At 44.2% G+C, this 18,703-nt stretch carries 14 protein-coding genes; 8 read left to right on the forward strand and 6 right to left on the reverse strand.

All coding sequences use genetic code 11. From position 1 onward, the window contains the following. The first annotated feature begins 35 nt into the window (after positions 1–35). Positions 36–1,202, forward strand: coding sequence for a GDSL-type esterase/lipase family protein (locus NSU15_RS04225; protein ID WP_339289321.1), 1,167 nt, complete (start codon positions 36–38; stop codon positions 1,200–1,202). 103 nt (positions 1,203–1,305) lie between these two features. On the opposite strand, the gene NSU15_RS04230 is transcribed toward NSU15_RS04225, so the two are convergent. Together NSU15_RS04230 and NSU15_RS04235 are read right to left on the reverse strand one after the other, a co-directional pair. Further along, positions 1,306–2,967, reverse strand: coding sequence for a helix-turn-helix domain-containing protein (locus tag NSU15_RS04230; RefSeq protein ID WP_339289323.1), 1,662 nt, complete (start codon positions 2,965–2,967; stop codon positions 1,306–1,308). Continuing rightward, positions 2,964–4,784: a histidine kinase gene (locus NSU15_RS04235; RefSeq protein WP_339289325.1), complete on the reverse strand. Its 1,821-nt coding sequence runs from the start codon at positions 4,782–4,784 to the stop codon at positions 2,964–2,966. The genes NSU15_RS04230 and NSU15_RS04235 overlap by 4 nt, the downstream gene beginning before the upstream one ends. A gap of 135 nt (positions 4,785–4,919) precedes the next feature. On the opposite strand from NSU15_RS04235, the gene NSU15_RS04240 reads away from it, so the two are divergent. The 4 genes from NSU15_RS04240 (at position 4,920) to NSU15_RS04255 (ending at position 10,115) form a co-directional block, all read left to right on the forward strand. Continuing rightward, entirely contained in the window at positions 4,920–5,801 is an 882-nt protein-coding gene (locus NSU15_RS04240) for a sugar ABC transporter permease (protein ID WP_042124318.1), read from the forward strand. Then, positions 5,801–6,634, forward strand: a complete 834-nt coding sequence (locus NSU15_RS04245) for a carbohydrate ABC transporter permease (RefSeq protein WP_042124320.1) — start codon at positions 5,801–5,803, stop codon at positions 6,632–6,634. The genes NSU15_RS04240 and NSU15_RS04245 overlap by 1 nt, the downstream gene beginning before the upstream one ends. 61 nt (positions 6,635–6,695) lie before the next feature. Next, positions 6,696–7,997, forward strand: coding sequence for an ABC transporter substrate-binding protein (locus tag NSU15_RS04250; RefSeq protein ID WP_042124322.1), 1,302 nt, complete (start codon positions 6,696–6,698; stop codon positions 7,995–7,997). A gap of 126 nt (positions 7,998–8,123) precedes the next feature. Then, complete coding sequence (locus NSU15_RS04255; protein ID WP_076119820.1) at positions 8,124–10,115, forward strand: beta-galactosidase; 1,992 nt, start codon at positions 8,124–8,126, stop codon at positions 10,113–10,115. A gap of 667 nt (positions 10,116–10,782) precedes the next feature. On the opposite strand, the gene NSU15_RS04260 is transcribed toward NSU15_RS04255, so the two are convergent. Further along, a complete protein-coding gene (locus NSU15_RS04260) occupies positions 10,783–11,616 on the reverse strand; it encodes an AraC family transcriptional regulator (protein ID WP_249923561.1) in 834 nt (277 codons plus the stop codon). Between the two features lie 118 nt (positions 11,617–11,734). Between NSU15_RS04260 and NSU15_RS04265 the strand changes: the two genes are divergently transcribed. Continuing rightward, a complete protein-coding gene (locus NSU15_RS04265) occupies positions 11,735–13,765 on the forward strand; it encodes a beta-galactosidase (protein ID WP_076119823.1) in 2,031 nt (676 codons plus the stop codon). 72 nt (positions 13,766–13,837) lie between these two features. Here NSU15_RS04265 and NSU15_RS04270 read toward each other — a convergent pair whose 3' ends face one another. Beyond that, positions 13,838–14,503, reverse strand: a complete 666-nt coding sequence (locus NSU15_RS04270) for a hypothetical protein (RefSeq protein ID WP_042124331.1) — start codon at positions 14,501–14,503, stop codon at positions 13,838–13,840. Positions 14,504–14,679: 176 nt separating this feature from the next. On the opposite strand from NSU15_RS04270, the gene NSU15_RS04275 reads away from it, so the two are divergent. Next, positions 14,680–15,237, forward strand: a complete 558-nt coding sequence (locus NSU15_RS04275) for a DUF1273 domain-containing protein (protein ID WP_042124333.1) — start codon at positions 14,680–14,682, stop codon at positions 15,235–15,237. Positions 15,238–15,323: 86 nt separating this feature from the next. Here NSU15_RS04275 and NSU15_RS04280 read toward each other — a convergent pair whose 3' ends face one another. Continuing rightward, positions 15,324–16,781 carry an amidase family protein gene (locus NSU15_RS04280; protein ID WP_339289327.1) on the reverse strand — a complete coding sequence of 486 codons (1,458 nt, stop codon included), beginning with the start codon at positions 16,779–16,781 and terminating at the stop codon, positions 15,324–15,326. A gap of 165 nt (positions 16,782–16,946) precedes the next feature. On the opposite strand from NSU15_RS04280, the gene NSU15_RS04285 reads away from it, so the two are divergent. Beyond that, positions 16,947–18,074, forward strand: a complete 1,128-nt coding sequence (locus NSU15_RS04285) for a copper amine oxidase N-terminal domain-containing protein (RefSeq protein ID WP_339289328.1) — start codon at positions 16,947–16,949, stop codon at positions 18,072–18,074. 91 nt (positions 18,075–18,165) lie between these two features. On the opposite strand, the gene NSU15_RS04290 is transcribed toward NSU15_RS04285, so the two are convergent. Beyond that, positions 18,166–18,660 carry a hypothetical protein gene (locus NSU15_RS04290; protein WP_042124337.1) on the reverse strand — a complete coding sequence of 165 codons (495 nt, stop codon included), beginning with the start codon at positions 18,658–18,660 and terminating at the stop codon, positions 18,166–18,168. Positions 18,661–18,703: the final 43 nt, after the last annotated feature.

The following is an 18,703-nucleotide window of genomic DNA, read 5'->3' on the forward strand; positions in this document are numbered from 1 at the left end:
AGTGTTACAATCTGATTGAATGACGGGGGAACATTATGAATGCTAATTTAACTAAGGGAAGTGGAGTATTGAACCAGACGGATTATACCTCAGCTACGGTTCTTTCAACCGCAGCGAATTTTATAATGAATAGGCAAGAACCGTTTACACATACCTTCAGGACATATATTCGTTTGAGGGAAAATGGTTCGTTGAAGCTAAAATTCTGGCACAGTAACGCGGTAGATTCTACATGGGATCAAGGGCAAGAAGCTGTAGGCAGTGAACCTGGAGGTGACTGGGTGATCGAGACAGCTTATATCGCTGACGGTGGAACCGTACCAGACGGAACGATTACAGAAAAGACACAACATGCGCTTACTTTTGAAGGTAATGTCTCTAAAGCCGTTGCCGCTGGGGAATGCTTCTGGAGTGATGAGGCAAGCATTGATCTGCCGGAGGGTCATTACTTAGCGTTTACGTGGACGATTAAGACGCTCACTGGGGGTAAATCGATTCCTTTCAATGTAGAAGGGATGCTGGCAACAGCCTATGACGCGCCCGGAAATCTTGCTGCGCAGGAATCAGCGGAACGTTTCACAGAATCTGATAAGCTGTTAGTTCTGCCAAGTTTTATCGGATATGAGAAATCTGTTAACAAGAGACTAGTATTCTTGGGTGATTCAATTACTCAAGGTGTGCGGACATTAAAGGATGAGTACGAATATTGGGTCGCAAGAATTGCAGATGGTCTTGGTACAGACATCGGTGTATGGAATATCGGCTCGGGCTGGGCTAGAGCTTATGATGTTGCCGCGGATGGTTCATGGCTTAACAAGGCTAAACAGAGTGATGAAGTAATGATCGTGCTCGGAGTAAATGATATTGATATTGGCTGCCGTTCGGCGGATGAGCTTCTTGGTGATTTGACGACTATTATTTCTAAGATCAAGGCTGAAAATGCAGAAGCAAGTATTATTCTAAGTACAGTACCACCGTTTAATTTTCAGGGTGAAAGAGAAGAGACTTGGCGCAAGGTGAATCAAGAGATCTTGACCAATCCGCCTATAGGCGTGAGCCGTGTGTTTGATATAGCAAGCCTATTGTCGTTACCTGCACCAGATGATCACCGGATCAGACCGGAATATATGAGCGGAACAGACGACCCGCATCCGAACGGCTTAGCCGGTAAGACAGTTGCAGACGCCTTTTTGAAAATATAAGTAAGAATAAGTTTCACGCTATACATTATCCTTATACTTACTTCTACGAGAAACGGTTGTCTTCCATAAAGGATGACAACCGTTTCCTGTAGAGTGATATGAATCAAATCTTAATCTGGTTTCGGTAGTCCTTGGGTGAAGTACCAACCTGTTTCTTGAATACCTTGCTAAAGTATTTCACATCATGAAATCCGACCATTTCAGAAATTTGCGACAGCTTCAAACGAGGGTTCTGCAGCAGCAATTTAGCTTTATCTATCCGCATATTAACGATGAAATCGGAAAAATTAATGCCGTATTCCTGTTTGAACCGACGCGAAATATATTCGCGGCTAACAAAGAACTTTCCGGCTATCTCCTGTAAGGAGAGATCAGAGGCGTAATTGAGTTCGATATATTTCACGATATCATGCATAGGATTGTTTTCTTTAGCCTGTTTAACGGCAATCACTTCTGACATACGCTGCATCAGGTCAAATGACCAGTCACGCCAGGCAAATAAGGAGAACGAGTAACCGTTCGTATAAGGAGCCGGGTGAAGCTGATCTGCCTGTTCTAGCTCAGCTAGTGCGCTATCGGCATCAGGGCCTAACGTTTCCCTTACCAACTGGGAACGGAATAAGAGTGCATCATTCTTCCACGAGTTTAGGATCTCCGGTGTAACCATTCCGCTTCGGCTAAGCTCGTCCACCCAGTGCTGCGCTGCCGAGGACAATACATCAGGACTTCCACTGATGACAGCCATTTTCCAATCTTCCTTCACATGAGCAAAGATCGTAGGCGATGCATTTCCGTGAATTTCTGTCTTCGTGGTTTCATTTCGCTCTTTAAACTCTTCGGAGGAAGTGGAAAAATGGCAGTAATCCTCATGTATTAATAAATTTCGACGCTGTAAGGCTTCGGCTACTTCTGCACGCTGATAAGGTAATTGCTTAGGCAGGTTGCCGATGCAGCTAATCCCGAAATGCATTCTTACCTGCAGAGTAGCGTAGATACCTTGATTAATTCTACCTATAAGCTCAGCAACGGTCGTTTGGATATCCCACAGAATAATAGCAATTTCCGAAGGGCCTCCCCAGTAACGAAAAGCCACACCCTTATACTGTCCTTGTAAAAATTCATTGCAAATATTTACGATAGCGTAGTTCATGAGCCCGGTGTCTCCTCCAAAACGTTTTAGCAGGAGACTATTTCCTGTGTCAGTCTGCACCAGTATTAGGCGTGAATAGTGGACATTTTCCGGGATAATGCCATCGCTACGCAATCTTCGGAGAGATGTTTCCGAGTTGATCGGATCATCGATTAGTGCGGATAGCAGCTTTTCTCCATAGATGGGCTTGAACTCATTAAGCTGGATGCTCTGCTTCTGGCGTTCGCTACGGTCAGCTTCCTCTGAACGCCAGGCTGCCACTGCCTTAGCGACTGCTACATTAATTGCTTCTGCCTCAATGGGCTTAAGGATATAATCGATTCCGCCATGACGTACGGTCTGGCGCACGAACTCGAAATCATTATGTCCGCTGACCACAATGAATTTGATATTGCCGGCGAACTCGTTAACCCATGTCATTAGCTCTACACCATTACCGGATTCCATCATCATGTCCATAATGACTAAGGCTGGCTTAATTTGCCGAATAATCTCAATGGCTTCATTTCCATTTCCGGCTTCCAGAATCTCATCTATTTGATGTGCGTCCCATTCGACAAGAAGTCTAACTGCCTTTCTAACTCTTGCTTCATCATCAACAATCAACGCCTTCATATCGTTTCACGCTCCACAATTATGTCTATTTCCAGTCTTACGATTACTCCACCTGCTCTGAGGTTGTCCACTGTCAAGATGGCACTATCTCCGCATACTAGCTTAAGCCGTGCGAGAACGTTCGGCAGACCAATACCCGATCCTGTGGCTTCCTTGTCTTGCTCTGTATTTCTTAATAAATCTATGTCTGTTCTAGTGGAGTGTTGAAGCTTCTGCCGCAGAATATCCAGTTTCGCTGAAGGAATGGTATTTCCGTTATTTTGAATACAAATTTCCATCCGCTTGTCACCCACTCTTGCTGCGGTGATCTCAATGAGTCCATCTGTGCGGGAAAGATTAAAGCCATGTTTGAAATAATTCTCTACAATGGGCTGAAGAATCATCTTAGGCATAAATGTCTCTAAAAGAGATTCCTCCATATCGTAACGGAAACTGAATTTATTTTCAAAACGCTCCTTCTGTAGTTCGACGTAAGCTTTGACATGGTCTAATTCGTCTTTAACCGTGACGATCTTCTCCTCATTGTACATGCTGTAGCGCATCATTTTTGCTAGAGCCGAAAGAAGAGAATAGATTTGGGGCACTTTAAGCTCCAAGGCAAGTGTACCGATGATCTGTAAGGTGTTGTTGAGAAAATGCGGGTTGATCTGTGCTTGCAAAGCCCGCAGTTCATTCGTTTTATTATTTAATTCCAGCTTGTACTCTCTCAGGATCAGATTATTGATCGTATCCATCATACTGCGGAAGCGTTCTGTAACGACACCGATCTCATCTTTGCCCATGGGGCGGATATCGATATCAAGTTTCCCGGTTTGGACCTGATTCATATAGCGGGTCAACTGCTTAATCGGGGCGGTGATACGAAAAGAGATTAGGATCGTTAGCGTTGTAATTGTAATCAGCAGCAGGACCATCAGTGCTATATTGATCGTTGCCGCCTCATTGGCTTCTCGGAAAAGATAAGATACGGGAATCTGCTTCACCAGCGTCCAATTTAACCCTGGACCCTCGATATTCTGGTAAATAAACATAGCTTGGTCCTCTTCAAAGTATCCTTGTGAGCTTTGCTTGTCCCTAATATTCGTATCGTACCAAGCTGCATTTAGTTTTTTGCCGTATTCTTCACTATTGTCCCCGTAGACAATGTTTCCGTTGCCATCCAGCAGCCAGATTTTCTCCTGCTTCTGATCATATAACTGACTGATGATGTCGGTTAGAGCCGTTAGCTTGACATCAATCGACAGGTAGCCAAGCGCTTTTGTGGTAGGGACTCTTTCGATTCTTCTGTGCAAGGTAAACACTGTCTCCGGTATGAATTGCGGGATCGGTGCCGTTAGGCCGTAGCTATGACTTAAATGCGTACTCTGTAAGGATACCGCAGAATCGGTAGTGATCTTGGAGTCAGGATAAGGTGGAACACCCTGCCAACGTTTCGGTGTATTCTGGGTGAGCAGAGTGGCTTTGCTGTCCTTGACGCCGTATAAATAGACCTGAGATATGTCAGGCATAGATGATGAAATGTAATTCAGAGAAGAATAAATTCGTGCATTTGCTAGCATATCCTCGTATCCAGCTTCGAGTGATCTATAGAATTCTGAGTCTGAATAGACGATAAGGGAGAGTCGATTGATTTCCTGAATCAGACTTTCGATATTTTTAGTGCCCTGAAAGAGAAGATTCGTATTCTCATCTACTGCTCTTGTTCGTAAGGACTGGGTACTAAAGTGATAACTTATAAACATCGTGGTCATAATACAGATTAACGTTGGGAGTAGGATAAAAACGATCATTTTTGTGCGAATCGTGTTCCATTTCATCGAAATTTGTCACATCCGATCAATATTTTACACCTGAAAGATCACTTCCGTAGGTGTGAGGTGCGCTCAAAAAAACAGATAATATGTGTATAAAGCATAAACAAGTAAGTGAGCAAAAGAAAGGGGGGGCAATAAATGCGCGGCACTAAGTTGTCCCAGTTAGGTCAACAGGTATTCTTCGTTGGTCCTGCAGTCTTGTTTTTTACCTTAATAACGATTATCCCATTTATCATGGGGATGTATTACTCCTTCACAGACTGGAACGGTGTATCAGGTAATGTAAGCTGGGTCGGATTTCAAAACTTCTCCACTATATTTACAAATGACCCCGACTTCTGGTCTTCCTTTTGGTTTACAGTAAGATTTACTGTGTTAGGTGTAATTTTGACTAACGTGGTAGGATTTTTCCTTGCTTATCTGTTAACGAAACCATTAAAGACACGTAACATGCTTCGGACGATTTTCTTTATGCCGAACGTTATTGGGGGATTGTTGCTCGGGTTTATCTGGCAATTTATCTTCATCAAAGGGTTCGCAACCATGGGAGAACTCACAGGCTGGTCGTTCTTTAATCTTCCTTGGCTGGGTGATGCAACAACCGGCTTCTGGGCGATTGTAATGGTTTTTGTATGGCAGTCTTCCGGTTATCTAATGGTTATCTACATCGCTTCTCTCAGTAACGTATCGAAAGAAGTATTGGAAGCGGCTGATATTGATGGTGCCTCCCGTTGGCAGGTACTACGCAGCATTGTAGTTCCATTGATTATGCCTGCTGTAACTATCGGCTTGTTCTTGGCTATCTCTTGGTCCTTCAAAATGTTCGACCTTAACCTTTCATTGACGAAAGGCGGACCATTCAAATCTACAGAATCAGTTGCAATGAATATTTACAATGAAGCCTTCCTGAACAACCGTTACGGTCTGGGTACTGCTAAAGCGCTGCTGTTCTTCGTTATCGTAGCGATTATCACCCTGATTCAGGTCCGTATTACGAAGAGCAAGGAGGTAGAAGCTTAATGAACGCTAAGTCAAAAAGCAGATGGAATATCGGCGTAGAAGTGTTGATGATTCTTCTTGCCCTTCTCTTCCTCTCTCCATTTTATTTCTTGCTAGCGAACTCAGTGAAATCTTTCGGTGAAATTCTGAGTGATGCCGCAAGCTGGCCGCAGGCATTCATGTGGTCGAACTATACAAATGCTTGGAAATTAGCACGTTTCGGTGAAGCTTTCCGAAATTCGGTAATCATCACAGTGATCAGTGTTATTCTAATCTCTCTGTTTAGTGCGATGGCTTCCTATCGTATGGTTCGGGCGAATACGAAATTCAATCAGATTTTGCTGCTATTGTTCGTAGCCGCAATGGTTGTTCCGTTTCAAACGATCATGATTCCTATCTTGAAGGTCGTAAATGTACTTGGAGTAAATAATTCCTTCCTGGGTTTGATTATTACGAATCTAGGAATCAGTGTTCCAATGGCAATCTTCCTTTTCCACGGCTTTATCAAATCCGTTCCTCTTGAAATTGAAGAGGCGGCAACAGTTGATGGATGTAATCCAATTACCGTATTCTTCCGCATAGTACTTCCTTTGCTGAAGCCAATGGTAATGACAACGATCGTGCTTAATGCACTTGGGATATGGAATGACTATCTGCTGCCATCTTTGATTCTTCAGGCACCAGAACTTCGTACCATTCCGCTGGCGACCTTCTCCTTCTTTGGTCAATACACCAAACAATGGGATATGGCGCTTCCGGCTCTCGTAATCGGGATTGCTCCAATTATCATTTTCTATCTGTTCATGCAGCGTTACATTGTTGAGGGAATAGCGGCTGGCTCGGTGAAAGGTTAACACCGAGCCCTCCGTTCCAAATATTTTAATAGTAGTCCACTATCTTAAGGGGGAAAATATAATGAATAAGAAACGTTCAGCAATTGCTCTTTCGGCAGTCATGGCGATGAGTTTAGCATTAACAGCATGTGGTGGAGGCAATAACGCTTCTAGTAACTCACAAAATGGAAGCGCTGGCACAGATAAGGGTGAAGTAAAGACAGTTAAGATTTTTCAATTCAAAACTGAAATCGTTGAAGGTCTTAATGAGCTTAAGGTTGAATTTGAAAAAGAATACCCTAACATCAAGCTGGATATCCAAACCGTTGGTGGTGGTGCCGACTATGCTGCAGCACTGAAGACTAAATTTGCTTCCGGCGACGCACCTGACATTTTCTCAAATGGTGGATATGCTGAAATGGAGCTTTGGGGAGATAAGATGGAAGATCTGTCTGATCAACCTTGGGTGAAAGATCTGATTCCTATGGCAGCAGAGCCAATGACTAAAGATGGTAAAGTATACGGTATGCCAATGAACCTTGAAGGAATTGGTTTTGTATATAACAAAGACTTGTTTGAAAAAGCAGGCATCACAGAAACGCCAAAAACATTGTCACAACTAGAAGAAGCAGCTAAAAAATTGCAAGCGATCGGCGTAACTCCTTTTGGTAATGCATATCAAGAATGGTGGCTCCTTGGTAACCAAGGGATCAGCGTAGCCTTTGCACAACAAGATGATGTAAATGGCTTCATTAAGAGCTTGAATGATGGTACGGGTACAATCGTAGGTAATAAAGTGTTTGAAGATTGGAGCAACCTGCTCAACTTGACTTTGAAATACGGACAAAAAAACCCTTTGACTACAGATGCTAACACTCACTTGGCTATGTTTGCTAAAGGTGAAACTGCAATGATGCAAGAAGGTAACTGGGCACAAACCCTTGTTGATAACATCACACCTGACATGAACATCGGTATGTTCCCAATGCCAATCAATGAAGATGCTGAGAAAAACGACAAAATGACAGTAGGTATTCCTGCTAACCTTGTTATCAACAAAGATTCCGGATCTAAAGAAGAAGCTAAAACATTCTTGAACTGGTTGGTAACTTCTGATATGGGTAAAGAGTACATCGTTAAAAAATGGAAATTCATCCCTGCTTTGTCCACCATCGAAGCAACTCCTGAAGATATCGGTAAACTTGGATCTGACGTATGGAACTATGTAAAAGAAGACAAAGTATATGGTTTGCAATCCTCTAAATTCCCTGATGGTGTAACTCAAGAATTTGCTAGTGTTATTCAACAGATGATTGCTGGCAAAGTGGATGTGAATGGCTGGATGACTGGCATGCAAGCAGCTTGGGACAAGCTTAAGAAATAAGTAAAGCTCGTTCATAAAGATTAAAATGGACTAGTGGTTAACAAAGGCGTTCTCCGTATACCTCATCATTATGAGACGGGGAGCGCCTTTTATTTGGATGATAACAAGATAGGGGAGAGGGCGCCGATGAAACAATATGATCTTGTTCAGATGGGTGTGGACTATTACCCGGAGCATTGGGATGAATCCATGTGGGAACCGGATATCAGATTAATGAAAGAAACAGGTGTCAAGGTTGTTCGAGTTGCCGAGTTTGCATGGAGCCGGTTAGAGATAGCGGAGGGCAATTACCAATTCGGGTGGCTGGACCGCGCGCTGGATCTTTTTCACAAGTATGAACTGCAGGTCGTGATTGGTACACCGACGGCTACACCTCCTAGATGGTTAACTACGAAATTTCCGGACGTACTGCCGGTATTTGCGAATGGAGAGACCTTTCACCCGGGGGTTCGCGGACATCGCTGCTATAATAGTTCATCTTTGCGCGAATACGGAAACCGTATTACTCAGCGTCTTGCGGAGCATTATAGTGAACATCCAGCTGTTATTGGCTGGCAGACGGATAATGAATTCGGCATGTTAGATTGTCATTGTGATGCCTGTAATATAGCGTTTCGTACTTGGGTAAAAGCCAAATATGTCACGCTCGATCGGGTGAATGCAGAATGGGGAACGGTTGTGTGGAGCGGGGAATACAGCGATTGGAATGAGCTTACGGTTCCACTGGGCGGATCGCCCCATCAGAATCCATCGTTTCTACTGGATTATCAACGGTTTCAGTGGGATTCAGTGGTAGCATTTCAGAAGATGCAGATTAATATTTTGCGTACGGTTTGTCCGCAGCATTTTATTACTCATAACTTTCATAGTTATCCGCAGCGTTTGGATATGTATGCAGTTGGTGCTGATCTGGATGTCGCTGCATTTGACTATTATCCGAATACTTCGCCAACCAAGCAAGGGACAACACCGTATAGCGGGGCACTTTCACTAGACGTAACCCGTGGCATTAAACGTCAAAATTTCTGGATCATGGAGCAGCTGAGCGGCTCACCGGGTTGTTGGATGCCGATGTGGAGAACGCCGTATCCTGGGATGATTCGTGCTTATGCCTGGCAGACGATTGCAAGAGGCGCGGATACCGTCGTTCATTTCCGCTGGCGTAGTGCAGTTGCAGGGGCAGAACAATTCTGGCACGGACTGATTGATCACAGCAATGTCCCTGGACGCAGATTTGCGGAGTTCACTCAGTTATGCCGGGAAGTTAATACGCTTGGGGAGAAGCTGAAGGGAACGACGCTAAAGAATGAAGTGGCGATTCTTCATTCTCATGAAGAGAAAGCAGCACTGGATATTCAGCCTCAGGCCGAGGGATTTGATTATTATGAGAACATTAAACAGATTCATCGCGCCGTGACGAAGCTTGGCATGGGCTGCGATGTGATAGACCTTAGGCAGCCACTGGACGGATATAAAGTAGTGATTGCTCCGAATTTATATTTGCTGGATGAGGAAATCGTACGTAGTTTGGAGGATTTTGCACTGACTGGCGGAACCTTGCTTGTTACCAACCGAAGTGGCGTCAAAAATACTAATAACATCGCAGTCATGCAGCCATTGCCGGGGCTGCTTAGCTATTGCACAGGGGTTGAGGTGCTGGAGTATGATCCGATTGGTGCTGAAGCCCATAAGGTAGTTGATGCTGAGGGTAACCAATATGAATGCACGCAGTGGTGCGATATCCTAAGACCTGTTGTGGCATGGCCGATTGCTTGGTATGGCGATGATTTCTATAGTGGAACGCCGGCTGTAACCGTGAATGCCTTCGGAAAAGGTCAGGTTTATTATTTTGGGACTCATATGGAAGAGAGATTCTGGTCCGTATTATTGGACCGCCTATCTAAGCAGCAGGGGTTGTTTAGATTTGAGGGATTACCGGATGGAGTACAGGCCTCTGTGCGATCAGGTGATCAGGGCAGCTTCTTATTCTTGCTTAATTTGAGCCGGGAGCCGGTGACGGTCCCGTTGCCACGGGAGTATAGCAGTCTGCTGGATCACTCACTTCGTTCAGGAGAGCTGCAGCTTGAGCCGTATGGTGTAGAAATTCTGGAGATGTAGGGATTCTAAGTAACCGTTGATGGGAAGGGCATTCTTATCTCCTTCGGTGTATGATCGAATCCTTGTGCTTGTGAATGTGAATGTGATTGCACTCTGTGCAATAGAATTCCTTTTTGGGTGGGGGGATTTGAGATCTGTTGCAGATTGTGCAATCAGATTGGCGGTAAACGTCCATTTTGATGGGTTTCACCAGATTCTAATGCACGAAGTGCAATAGAATGCTCGAAATGAGATGGAAAAGGGCATTCTAATGTATGAAGTGCAATAGAATACACTTTTTGACGGTGACTGTAGCTGTCGAGACAAGTCAGTTGGTACGATGCGGAATAGCTGAATTGGAAGGAATTGAGAGTTGGTTTGATACAGAATAGCTGTACTTTCTACACTTATTTTGTGCTCTCGGGCTATGAAATGGATTTAGTTGTATTTAGTACAGCTATAATGCGAAGTATCGCGGTTCACAGCCAAATGTCGAGAATATAACTGCACAGAATACACTTATTATGGATATTTTCTGCTGAACAGGCTGATTTAAGTGTACAAAATGCAGTTACTCTAACGTACATGCCCATACTAATGAGATTCGCAAAGCGATATGCTCTGTCATACGCAACATTATGTAGCATTTCACTACTCAGGAGGCGATTAAGCTGTACACCTTAGAGTATTAGTGAAGTCGTCTAAACTGCTCCGGTGTAGTCCCAGACTGCTTTCGAAAGGTGGCTACATAATGGCTGACATCACGAAAACCGACTCTCTGCGAGATGACCTTTACTGTGAGATCAGGCTGGCTAACGAGCATTTCTTTGCTTTTGCGGATACGTAACCGTACGAAATAGGCATAAGGAGATAGCCCAAAGGTTTGTATGAACAGATTGTTGAGATAACGCCCGGATACTCCGAGCTGATCGGCCAAATCGTCAAGTCCGAGATCAGGATCACCAAAATGGCTGTCCATCCATTTCAGCAGCGGCTGCAGCTTATCCACATTGCGGGAGATCGTCGTGTTGTTATGTAATTGCCCATATTTGCTTAAAGTAAGTAGAAAGCGATAAGCATCAGTGGAGGCGGTCAGACCAAACATGTCCTGTGAGGCATCATATTGATCCAGTATTTCTCTTAGCAATTCAGAGAGAGGTGCCTCTTTTTCCCAGCGGTAAAAAGAATTCATATTCATCCCCAGCGTCTCCAAAATAGACCCTGCGGAGCTGCCGCCAAACGTTAAATAAGAGGTACTCCAGTTAGCAGCCGATGCTTCATAGCGATGTGGGGTATAAGGAAGAAGTAATACACCGCTGCCTGCGGGAAGGGAGAAGGTTTTATTATCAAAATGAATCACCCCTTCACCGGACGCCGTTTGGAGCCAATGATAGGTTTCGTAGCCATCTAAACGTGATACTTTTTCCTGTTGATGATTGTGACCGATACTGTCTAATGTGATAGGTAGATGTTGTCCGCCCTCATGGGGGAACACAATTCTACGATGCACGATTCCCTTCAATGACTTCATCTCCTCTAGTTCCATATTCTTATATGCTGTGAAGATTATTTTATATTTATAGCGTGAGGTTAACCGATTACAATATATATATAATTATACTATAAAGGATGTGCGAAGTGTGATTAACGATAAATTACCTAAGATTTGGTACGGTGGAGATTACAATCCAGAGCAATGGGATGCGCCTGTATGGGCAGAGGATGAGCGTATGTTTAAGCTGGCAGGAATTGATGTTGCCACAATTAATGTATTTTCCTGGGCGCTGATTCAGCCTTCCGAAGACACTTATGATTTCTCATCACTAGATGAATTAATGGATAGACTATATAAAAATGGTACTTACGTATGTCTGGCAACAGGTACAGGAGCGCACCCAGCTTGGATGGCTCATCGTTATCCTGAAGTGACTCGTGTTGATGTGAAGGGCAGAAAACGCAAGTTCGGCGGGCGTCACAACTCGAATCCAAACAGTCCGGTTTACCACAAGTATGCAGCGAAGTTGGCAGGAAAGCTGGCTGAACGTTATAAAGATCATCCGGCACTGGTAGCTTGGCATGTTTCGAATGAGTTCAGTAACTATGATTACTCTGATCTATCTGAAGCGGCGTTCCGTGTCTGGTTGAAGGATCGTTATGGTTCTTTGGATGCATTAAACAAAGCGTGGAATACACGTTTTTGGGGCCACACCTTCTATGATTGGGAAGAAATTGTTCTGCCTAGTGAGCTGAGTGAAGAATGGGACGGCAACCGTACCAACTTCCAAGGCATTTCATTAGACTTCCGGAGATTTATGTCACATAGCCTGCTGGAATGCTACAAAATTGAGAGCGATGCAATTAAGGAGCACAGTCCTAACGTACCTGTTACCACTAACTTGATGGGCTTTTATGATGAACTGGACTATTTTGAGTGGGCTAAACATATGGACGTCATTTCTTGGGACAACTATCCTTCACTGGATACACCGGTCAGCTTCACAGCCATGACGCATGATCTCATGCGTGGACTTAAGAATGGACAACCGTTCATGCTGATGGAGCAAACACCTAGCCAGCAGAACTGGCAGCCATACAACTCGTTGAAACGTCCAGGCGTTATGCGCTTGTGGAGCTATCAGGCTGTAGCGCGTGGTGCAGACACTGTTCTGTTCTTCCAACTGCGTCGTTCGATTGGTGCATGTGAGAAGTATCATGGAGCTGTTATTGAGCATGTGGGACATGAGCATACGCGTGTATTCCGTGAATGCGCTGAGCTAGGGAAAGAGCTGGGACAGCTTGGGGATCAACTATTGGATGCGCGTAGTGCAGCAAAAATAGGGATTATGTATGACTGGGAAAATCGCTGGGCGATCAACCTTTCAAGCGGACCATCTGTTGCTTTGGATTATGTAAATGAGATTCATAAATATTATGATGCACTCTATCAGCAAAATATCGAAGCCGATATGATCGGTGTTGAAGAGAATCTGTTCAAATATGAAATTGTAATCGCACCTGTGATGTATATGGTTAAGCCAGGTTTTGCTGAGAAGGTTGAGGCCTTTGTAAAAGCAGGCGGCACATTCATTACAACTTATTTCAGCGGTATTGTTAATGAGAACGATCTCGTAACCGTAGGCGGCTACCCTGGGGAACTGCGTAAGGTACTTGGTATCTGGGCAGAGGAAATTGATGCACTGCTGCCAGGGATGAGCAACGAGATTGTGATGGACAAAGCATGGGGTGATTTGAGTGGTTCTTACAAATGTGATCTGCTCTGCGATCTGATTCATGCCGAGGGTGCTGAGGTTTTGGCAGAGTACGGATCTGATTTCTATAAAGGAATGCCTGCTTTGACTGTGAATACCTTTGGTGAAGGTAAAGCTTACTACGTGGCTACCAGCCCAGAAGCTGAATTCCTGAAGGGATTCTTAGCCAACCTGTGTGCCGAAAAGAACATTCAGCCGCTAGTAACTGCACCGGAAGGTATCGAATCTGTGCAACGTGTGAAGGAAGGCGTATCCTACCTATTCTTGCTGAACCACACCACTGGTGATTTGAGTGCGGATATTGGTGCTGCTGAGCGTACGGATCTTCTGACTGGCAATAAGGTTAGCGGTTCTGCAGTTGTGCCAGCCCGTGGAGTATTAATTTTGTCGGATAAGAAATAATTTGATGTATATAAAAGATCTCCGGGGAACCAGCTTGTCCCCGGAGATCTTTTTTTTGTGTGCAGCATTTCATTAGCTGCTGCTGTTGCTCGTGCTGCCATCTGGAGCGGTTCCTCCGGGATTACCATTACTTAAAGTAATGCTCTCCGCCACGGTGGAATCTGATTTAAGCGTATATTGGATGATATCATCGGCTTTCAGCTCTGATAAGGTGATCGCATTTTCTTGACGCGTGCCATTATCGAAGGTAACCGCTACGATTTTCGTGTCCGCATCAATCGTAATGTCTATAGTTTCATCGGAGAAGCTTTGCTGCATTCTGCCTCCCTGTCCACGACCTTGTCCACCGCCCTCCCGCATTTCCCCCTGTGGCATCCCGCCCTCCGGCGCAGCGCCATTTCCTGTACTTTGCTCGCCATCAGGTCTTTCCGGCGGCGTGCCGCCTCGGCTGTTTTGCTCGCCACCTTCCCCAGCACCCTGTGGTGTTGTAGGCATGTCAGATGTATAAATGGTAAGCGTAGTATCGCTGACACTCTTAATCTTGCCGAAATTCATGGACATATTAGGTCCGCCATTCTGCTGATTCCTGTTAGCTTGTGTCTGCTGAGCTGATGAACCCGTGTCTGCTTGGTCATTTGCAGCAGCTGTTTCTTCAGTCTCGGAATTCGCGCTGCAGCCAGCCAATAATAGTGAAGCGAGTAGGCTTCCCGATATTAGAATAGGGACTAACTTTCTCATTTTTTATTCCTCCTTAGTAGGTTAAAGATAGATTAGAAGAAATATAACAAATGGTTCTGAAAGATTACTTAATATTAGCTGAAAGTTTGCCTAAAGAAATGAAGGATGCAAATGTTATATAATGAACCAATATATATAGTTAAAGGATAAGCCAACATTCAGGAAAGAGGCAGCACATGAAGACTTTACTAGTAACGGGGTATCGTGCGCACGAGCTCGGTATTTTTGACAATAAGCATCAAGGGATTCCTTATATCAAAAAGGCACTCGCTAATCGTTTAAAACCATTGATCGAAGAAGGCGTGGAATGGGTGATTACACCCGGACAATATGGTGTGGATCTTTGGGCTTGTGAGGTGGTAAGTGAACTCAAGACTCAATATCCTGAATTAAAATTAGGAATCATTACAGCGCATACCGGACAGGAAGAGAAGTGGAAGGAAGAGAAGCAGAACGAGTATCGACGTATTATTGCGGGTGCGGATTTTTTTGGCGCAGTCAGTAATGCTCCTTATGACGGCAGCTGGCAGTTTCGGGCCAGGGATGATTTGTTGTTCCGCAAAAGTGACGGAATATTGCTCTTTTATGATGAGGATGCGGCGGAGGGAAGTCCGAAGTTTTTTAAAGAGCGGGCGCTGAAGCTGCATGCTGAAGGGGAGTATGAGTTGTTTCTAATTCACTCCGATGAAATTCAGAATATTGCCGATGAAGAGAATCAGCGTGACTATGAGTAAGCAATCGTAGAGTATAGAAAATGAAAAAGCCCGTAAATAGTGGATGAGACAATCACTGTTTACGGGCTTTTAGAGATAAGCGGTGTTCAGATAAAGCTTTTTAGCGAAGGTGCTTTTCGTACCTTGTAATGCTGCTCATAGGCATACGCGAGCTTGATGAGGGTAGGCTCCTGATAAGCTTTCGCTGAGAAAGTTACTCCGAAGGGAGCGCCGGCTGAAGTATATCCGGAAGGCACAACGATGGACGGATAACCTGCTCTGGAGGTAATTCTGGCACCAAAATCGGCGGGGAACAGCAGGGCATCCAGATTATATTCCTTCATGGTGGCGTCGATGCCTTCTTCCTTACATAGCTTCAGGTCAGTTGCGCGGTGTCGCAAATATTTGGGTTCGGTTTGTGTGCCGGAAGAGGTGTATTCCGCATCTATTAACGTAGCTTGACCATATCTCAAGGTCTCCACAGGATGTGCATGATTAAAATCAATAATATCCTTTAAGGTTCGCATCGGTGCCCCAGGTCCCAAACGAGATAAATAAGCGTTTAGTGCTGTTTTGAATTCATTCAATACCACTGAAGAATAACTTATTTCGCGGGCGGTCTTAATATCCGCAGGATCAATGATGGTTGCTCCAAGCTCTCTCATCCTGTCTACGGAAGCGTTGAACAGTGCGAGTTGTTCATCTGTTAGCTCTTCGAAATAATAATCACGCGGGATACCTATACGGGCACCTTGCAAGCCGTTCTCGTCTAGGAATATAGTGTAATCTTCGTGGATTTTACCTACATTTGTTCCCATGGCTGCATCGTGATTATCGTTGCCCAGCATTGCATTTAGCAGCAGGACGGCATCGCGAACCGTTCTGGCCATTGGGCCAGCAGTGTCTTGCGTGTTGGAGAGCGGAAGGATTCCCGACCGACTGAGCAGTCCAACGGTTGGCTTAATCCCAATAATGGAGCCCAAGTTACCGGGGTTAAGGATTGATCCTGAGGTTTCTGTGCCCACAGAGACTGTACAGAAGTTACAGGCTACAGCTACTGCTGAGCCAGCACTGGAGCCGCCTGTGGGTGTAGATATATTGTAGGGGTTAAGGACTTGCCCGCCGCGGGAGCTGTAACCGGAGGGCATACCGTTCGTCATAAAATTGGCGAACTCAGTCATATTGGCTTTCCCCATAATGATTGCTCCGGCTTCACGCAGTTTGGTAACTATAAACGCATCTTCTTCGGCAAAAGAATTTGCCAAAGCCAGCGAACCTGCGCTAGTATGCATTTTATCCCCAGTGTTGATGTTATCCTTCAATAACACAGGTATGCCGTGCAAGGGGCCGCGGGAGCCTTTAATCGCACGTTCCACATCCAGAGATTCTGCGATAAATAATGCATCCGGGTTAATCTCCAGCACAGAGTTAATCGTCAGGCCGTTTTTGTCATGATCAGCTATGCGTTCATAATACATGAGAACTAGTTGTTTTGACGTGATATCTCCGGATTCTAATGCAGCTTGGATCTCCGGTATAGTGGCTTCTACGATTTCAAAACTCATGTGCGTTCACGCTTCTTTCCCTATAGGATATAGCTTCCTCTTCATCTAACCATAATTTGGGTTTGGTGGGTAGTTTTCTTTTTAGATTTACATTATGAATTGTCTTTTGGTATATTCAGGTTTGAAATGTAGATTTTAATCCTATAAATTGGGAGCTGACAGAACATGAATAATAACAGCTATTTTTCAAAAGTCATCATCCTTATCTTTGTGATGCTAACGTTTACTTTTTGTGCTTCCATTCCAACATATGCTGAAGACAAGGATATTCAATGTTTTTTAGATGGTAAGCTACTGCATTTTGAGGTACGCCCTATAGTGAAAGAGGGAGTTACATATGTACCGATGCGGGCGATTTTTGAAGCTCAAGGTGCAGTTATTGAATGGAATAATACCGCAAAGACGATTTCAGCCGTAAGAGGGGATATTCACGTTTTTTATATGATTAAGGAAGGTAAGGTATTTGTTAACGGCAAGGAGAATGCACAAGTAATGAAGGCGGTCAGCCTTCAAAATAATACACTCGTTCCCCTGAGATTTATTAGCGAAGTTTTGGGCAGCAAGGTCTCATGGGATGAAGGAGCGCATTCAGTTTACATTACATCACCAGTTGTTGAAGAAAAAGTCGTTCCGCCAGTGAATAGAACAATTACATTGGGAGCCCAAGAAGTTTCAAAAACACTGACGGATGAAAGAAATCGATTTGATATCATAGTAAAACATTATGGAATCAAAAATAATCAGCTGTATAGCTTGATAGAGTTCTCTAATATGGACAATAAAGAGATTTCTATAAATTTAATGTCCGGCGATAAAAAGTTAATAAGAACGATCACAAAAGAAAAAGACCCCATGCCCATTCAAAAGCTAGAAAATTGTTCGGAAGCCACCAACAAAGTAATAATCGATAATATTGGCGGGAAAATATATAATATCCCGGAGATTTCATTGAACCAGGCTTGTGTCAGCTCAAACCAAGCTCAACAAGATGCTTTTGAAGAATGGCGGAAAAATAATTCAGGCTTCTCTGTAGTAGGCAGTAACCTCGTGTCCGTTCGTAGATATGTTCAAGATTCATCGGGAGGTCTGCAAAATTTTATAATACCGGCAAATCGCACCGAGCAACTGATATTAGTAGCACCGGTTGGAGGAGAAGCTAGATTAGCTGTGGAGGGAAGTTATTCCGTTAGTGGCATTATAAATAAAACTATAGAGTTTAAATTAGATTATGAAGTGGTTTCTGAGCTTGATTTAGGAATTTATAGCTTTTTTTATACTCAACCTGTTTATTAAGGACGCCTTACCATTGAAAAAGAGGTGCCCGAATCGCCACGAAAAATGGCTGTTAGGGCACCTCCTTTTATTTTTTGTCAGATCGAAGTTATTATAACTCCTGCGCTGTAAATCCCTCTTCGGCTAAATATTCTTTAGCTTCCTCATGCGTTTCAAAGGCCATTTCCAGATTGAGGTCGGCATAGACATACCATAAATCATCCTCAAGCTTAAGTGTCAGCGTGTGTCCCTCATCATTAGTCCAGATTGAATCGGCAGCAGCTGCAGTCTTTTTCTTTCTTTTACTGACTACAGGAGCTTCTGGAATGTAAATAGACAGTGAGGTGATGGAGGCATCCAGCAGACTCCGCAGCTCGGATTCCGAGTAATCGCGAATGTTCACAAAGCCCTTATCATCTGTTTCATAGCCGCGCAGTAATCCTGCGAATACATAACCATTCCCATTTGGATGCAGGTGGTAAACAACAGTTTTCTTATCATGCTGGCTTTCCTCGTAGTGATAGTTCACGCGCCCAAGGGATACATTTTTACGCTCCAGTTGGGGGTAAGAGTCGAGAATCGCTAATTTTTGTTCAAAAGTAAGCATATACAGCCTCCGGTTTTCGGTGTGATTGTGCACATGATTATAC

The sequence above is a fragment of the Paenibacillus sp. FSL E2-0201 genome (assembly GCF_037963325.1).
Classification (GTDB): Bacteria; Bacillota; Bacilli; order Paenibacillales; family Paenibacillaceae; genus Paenibacillus_AQ.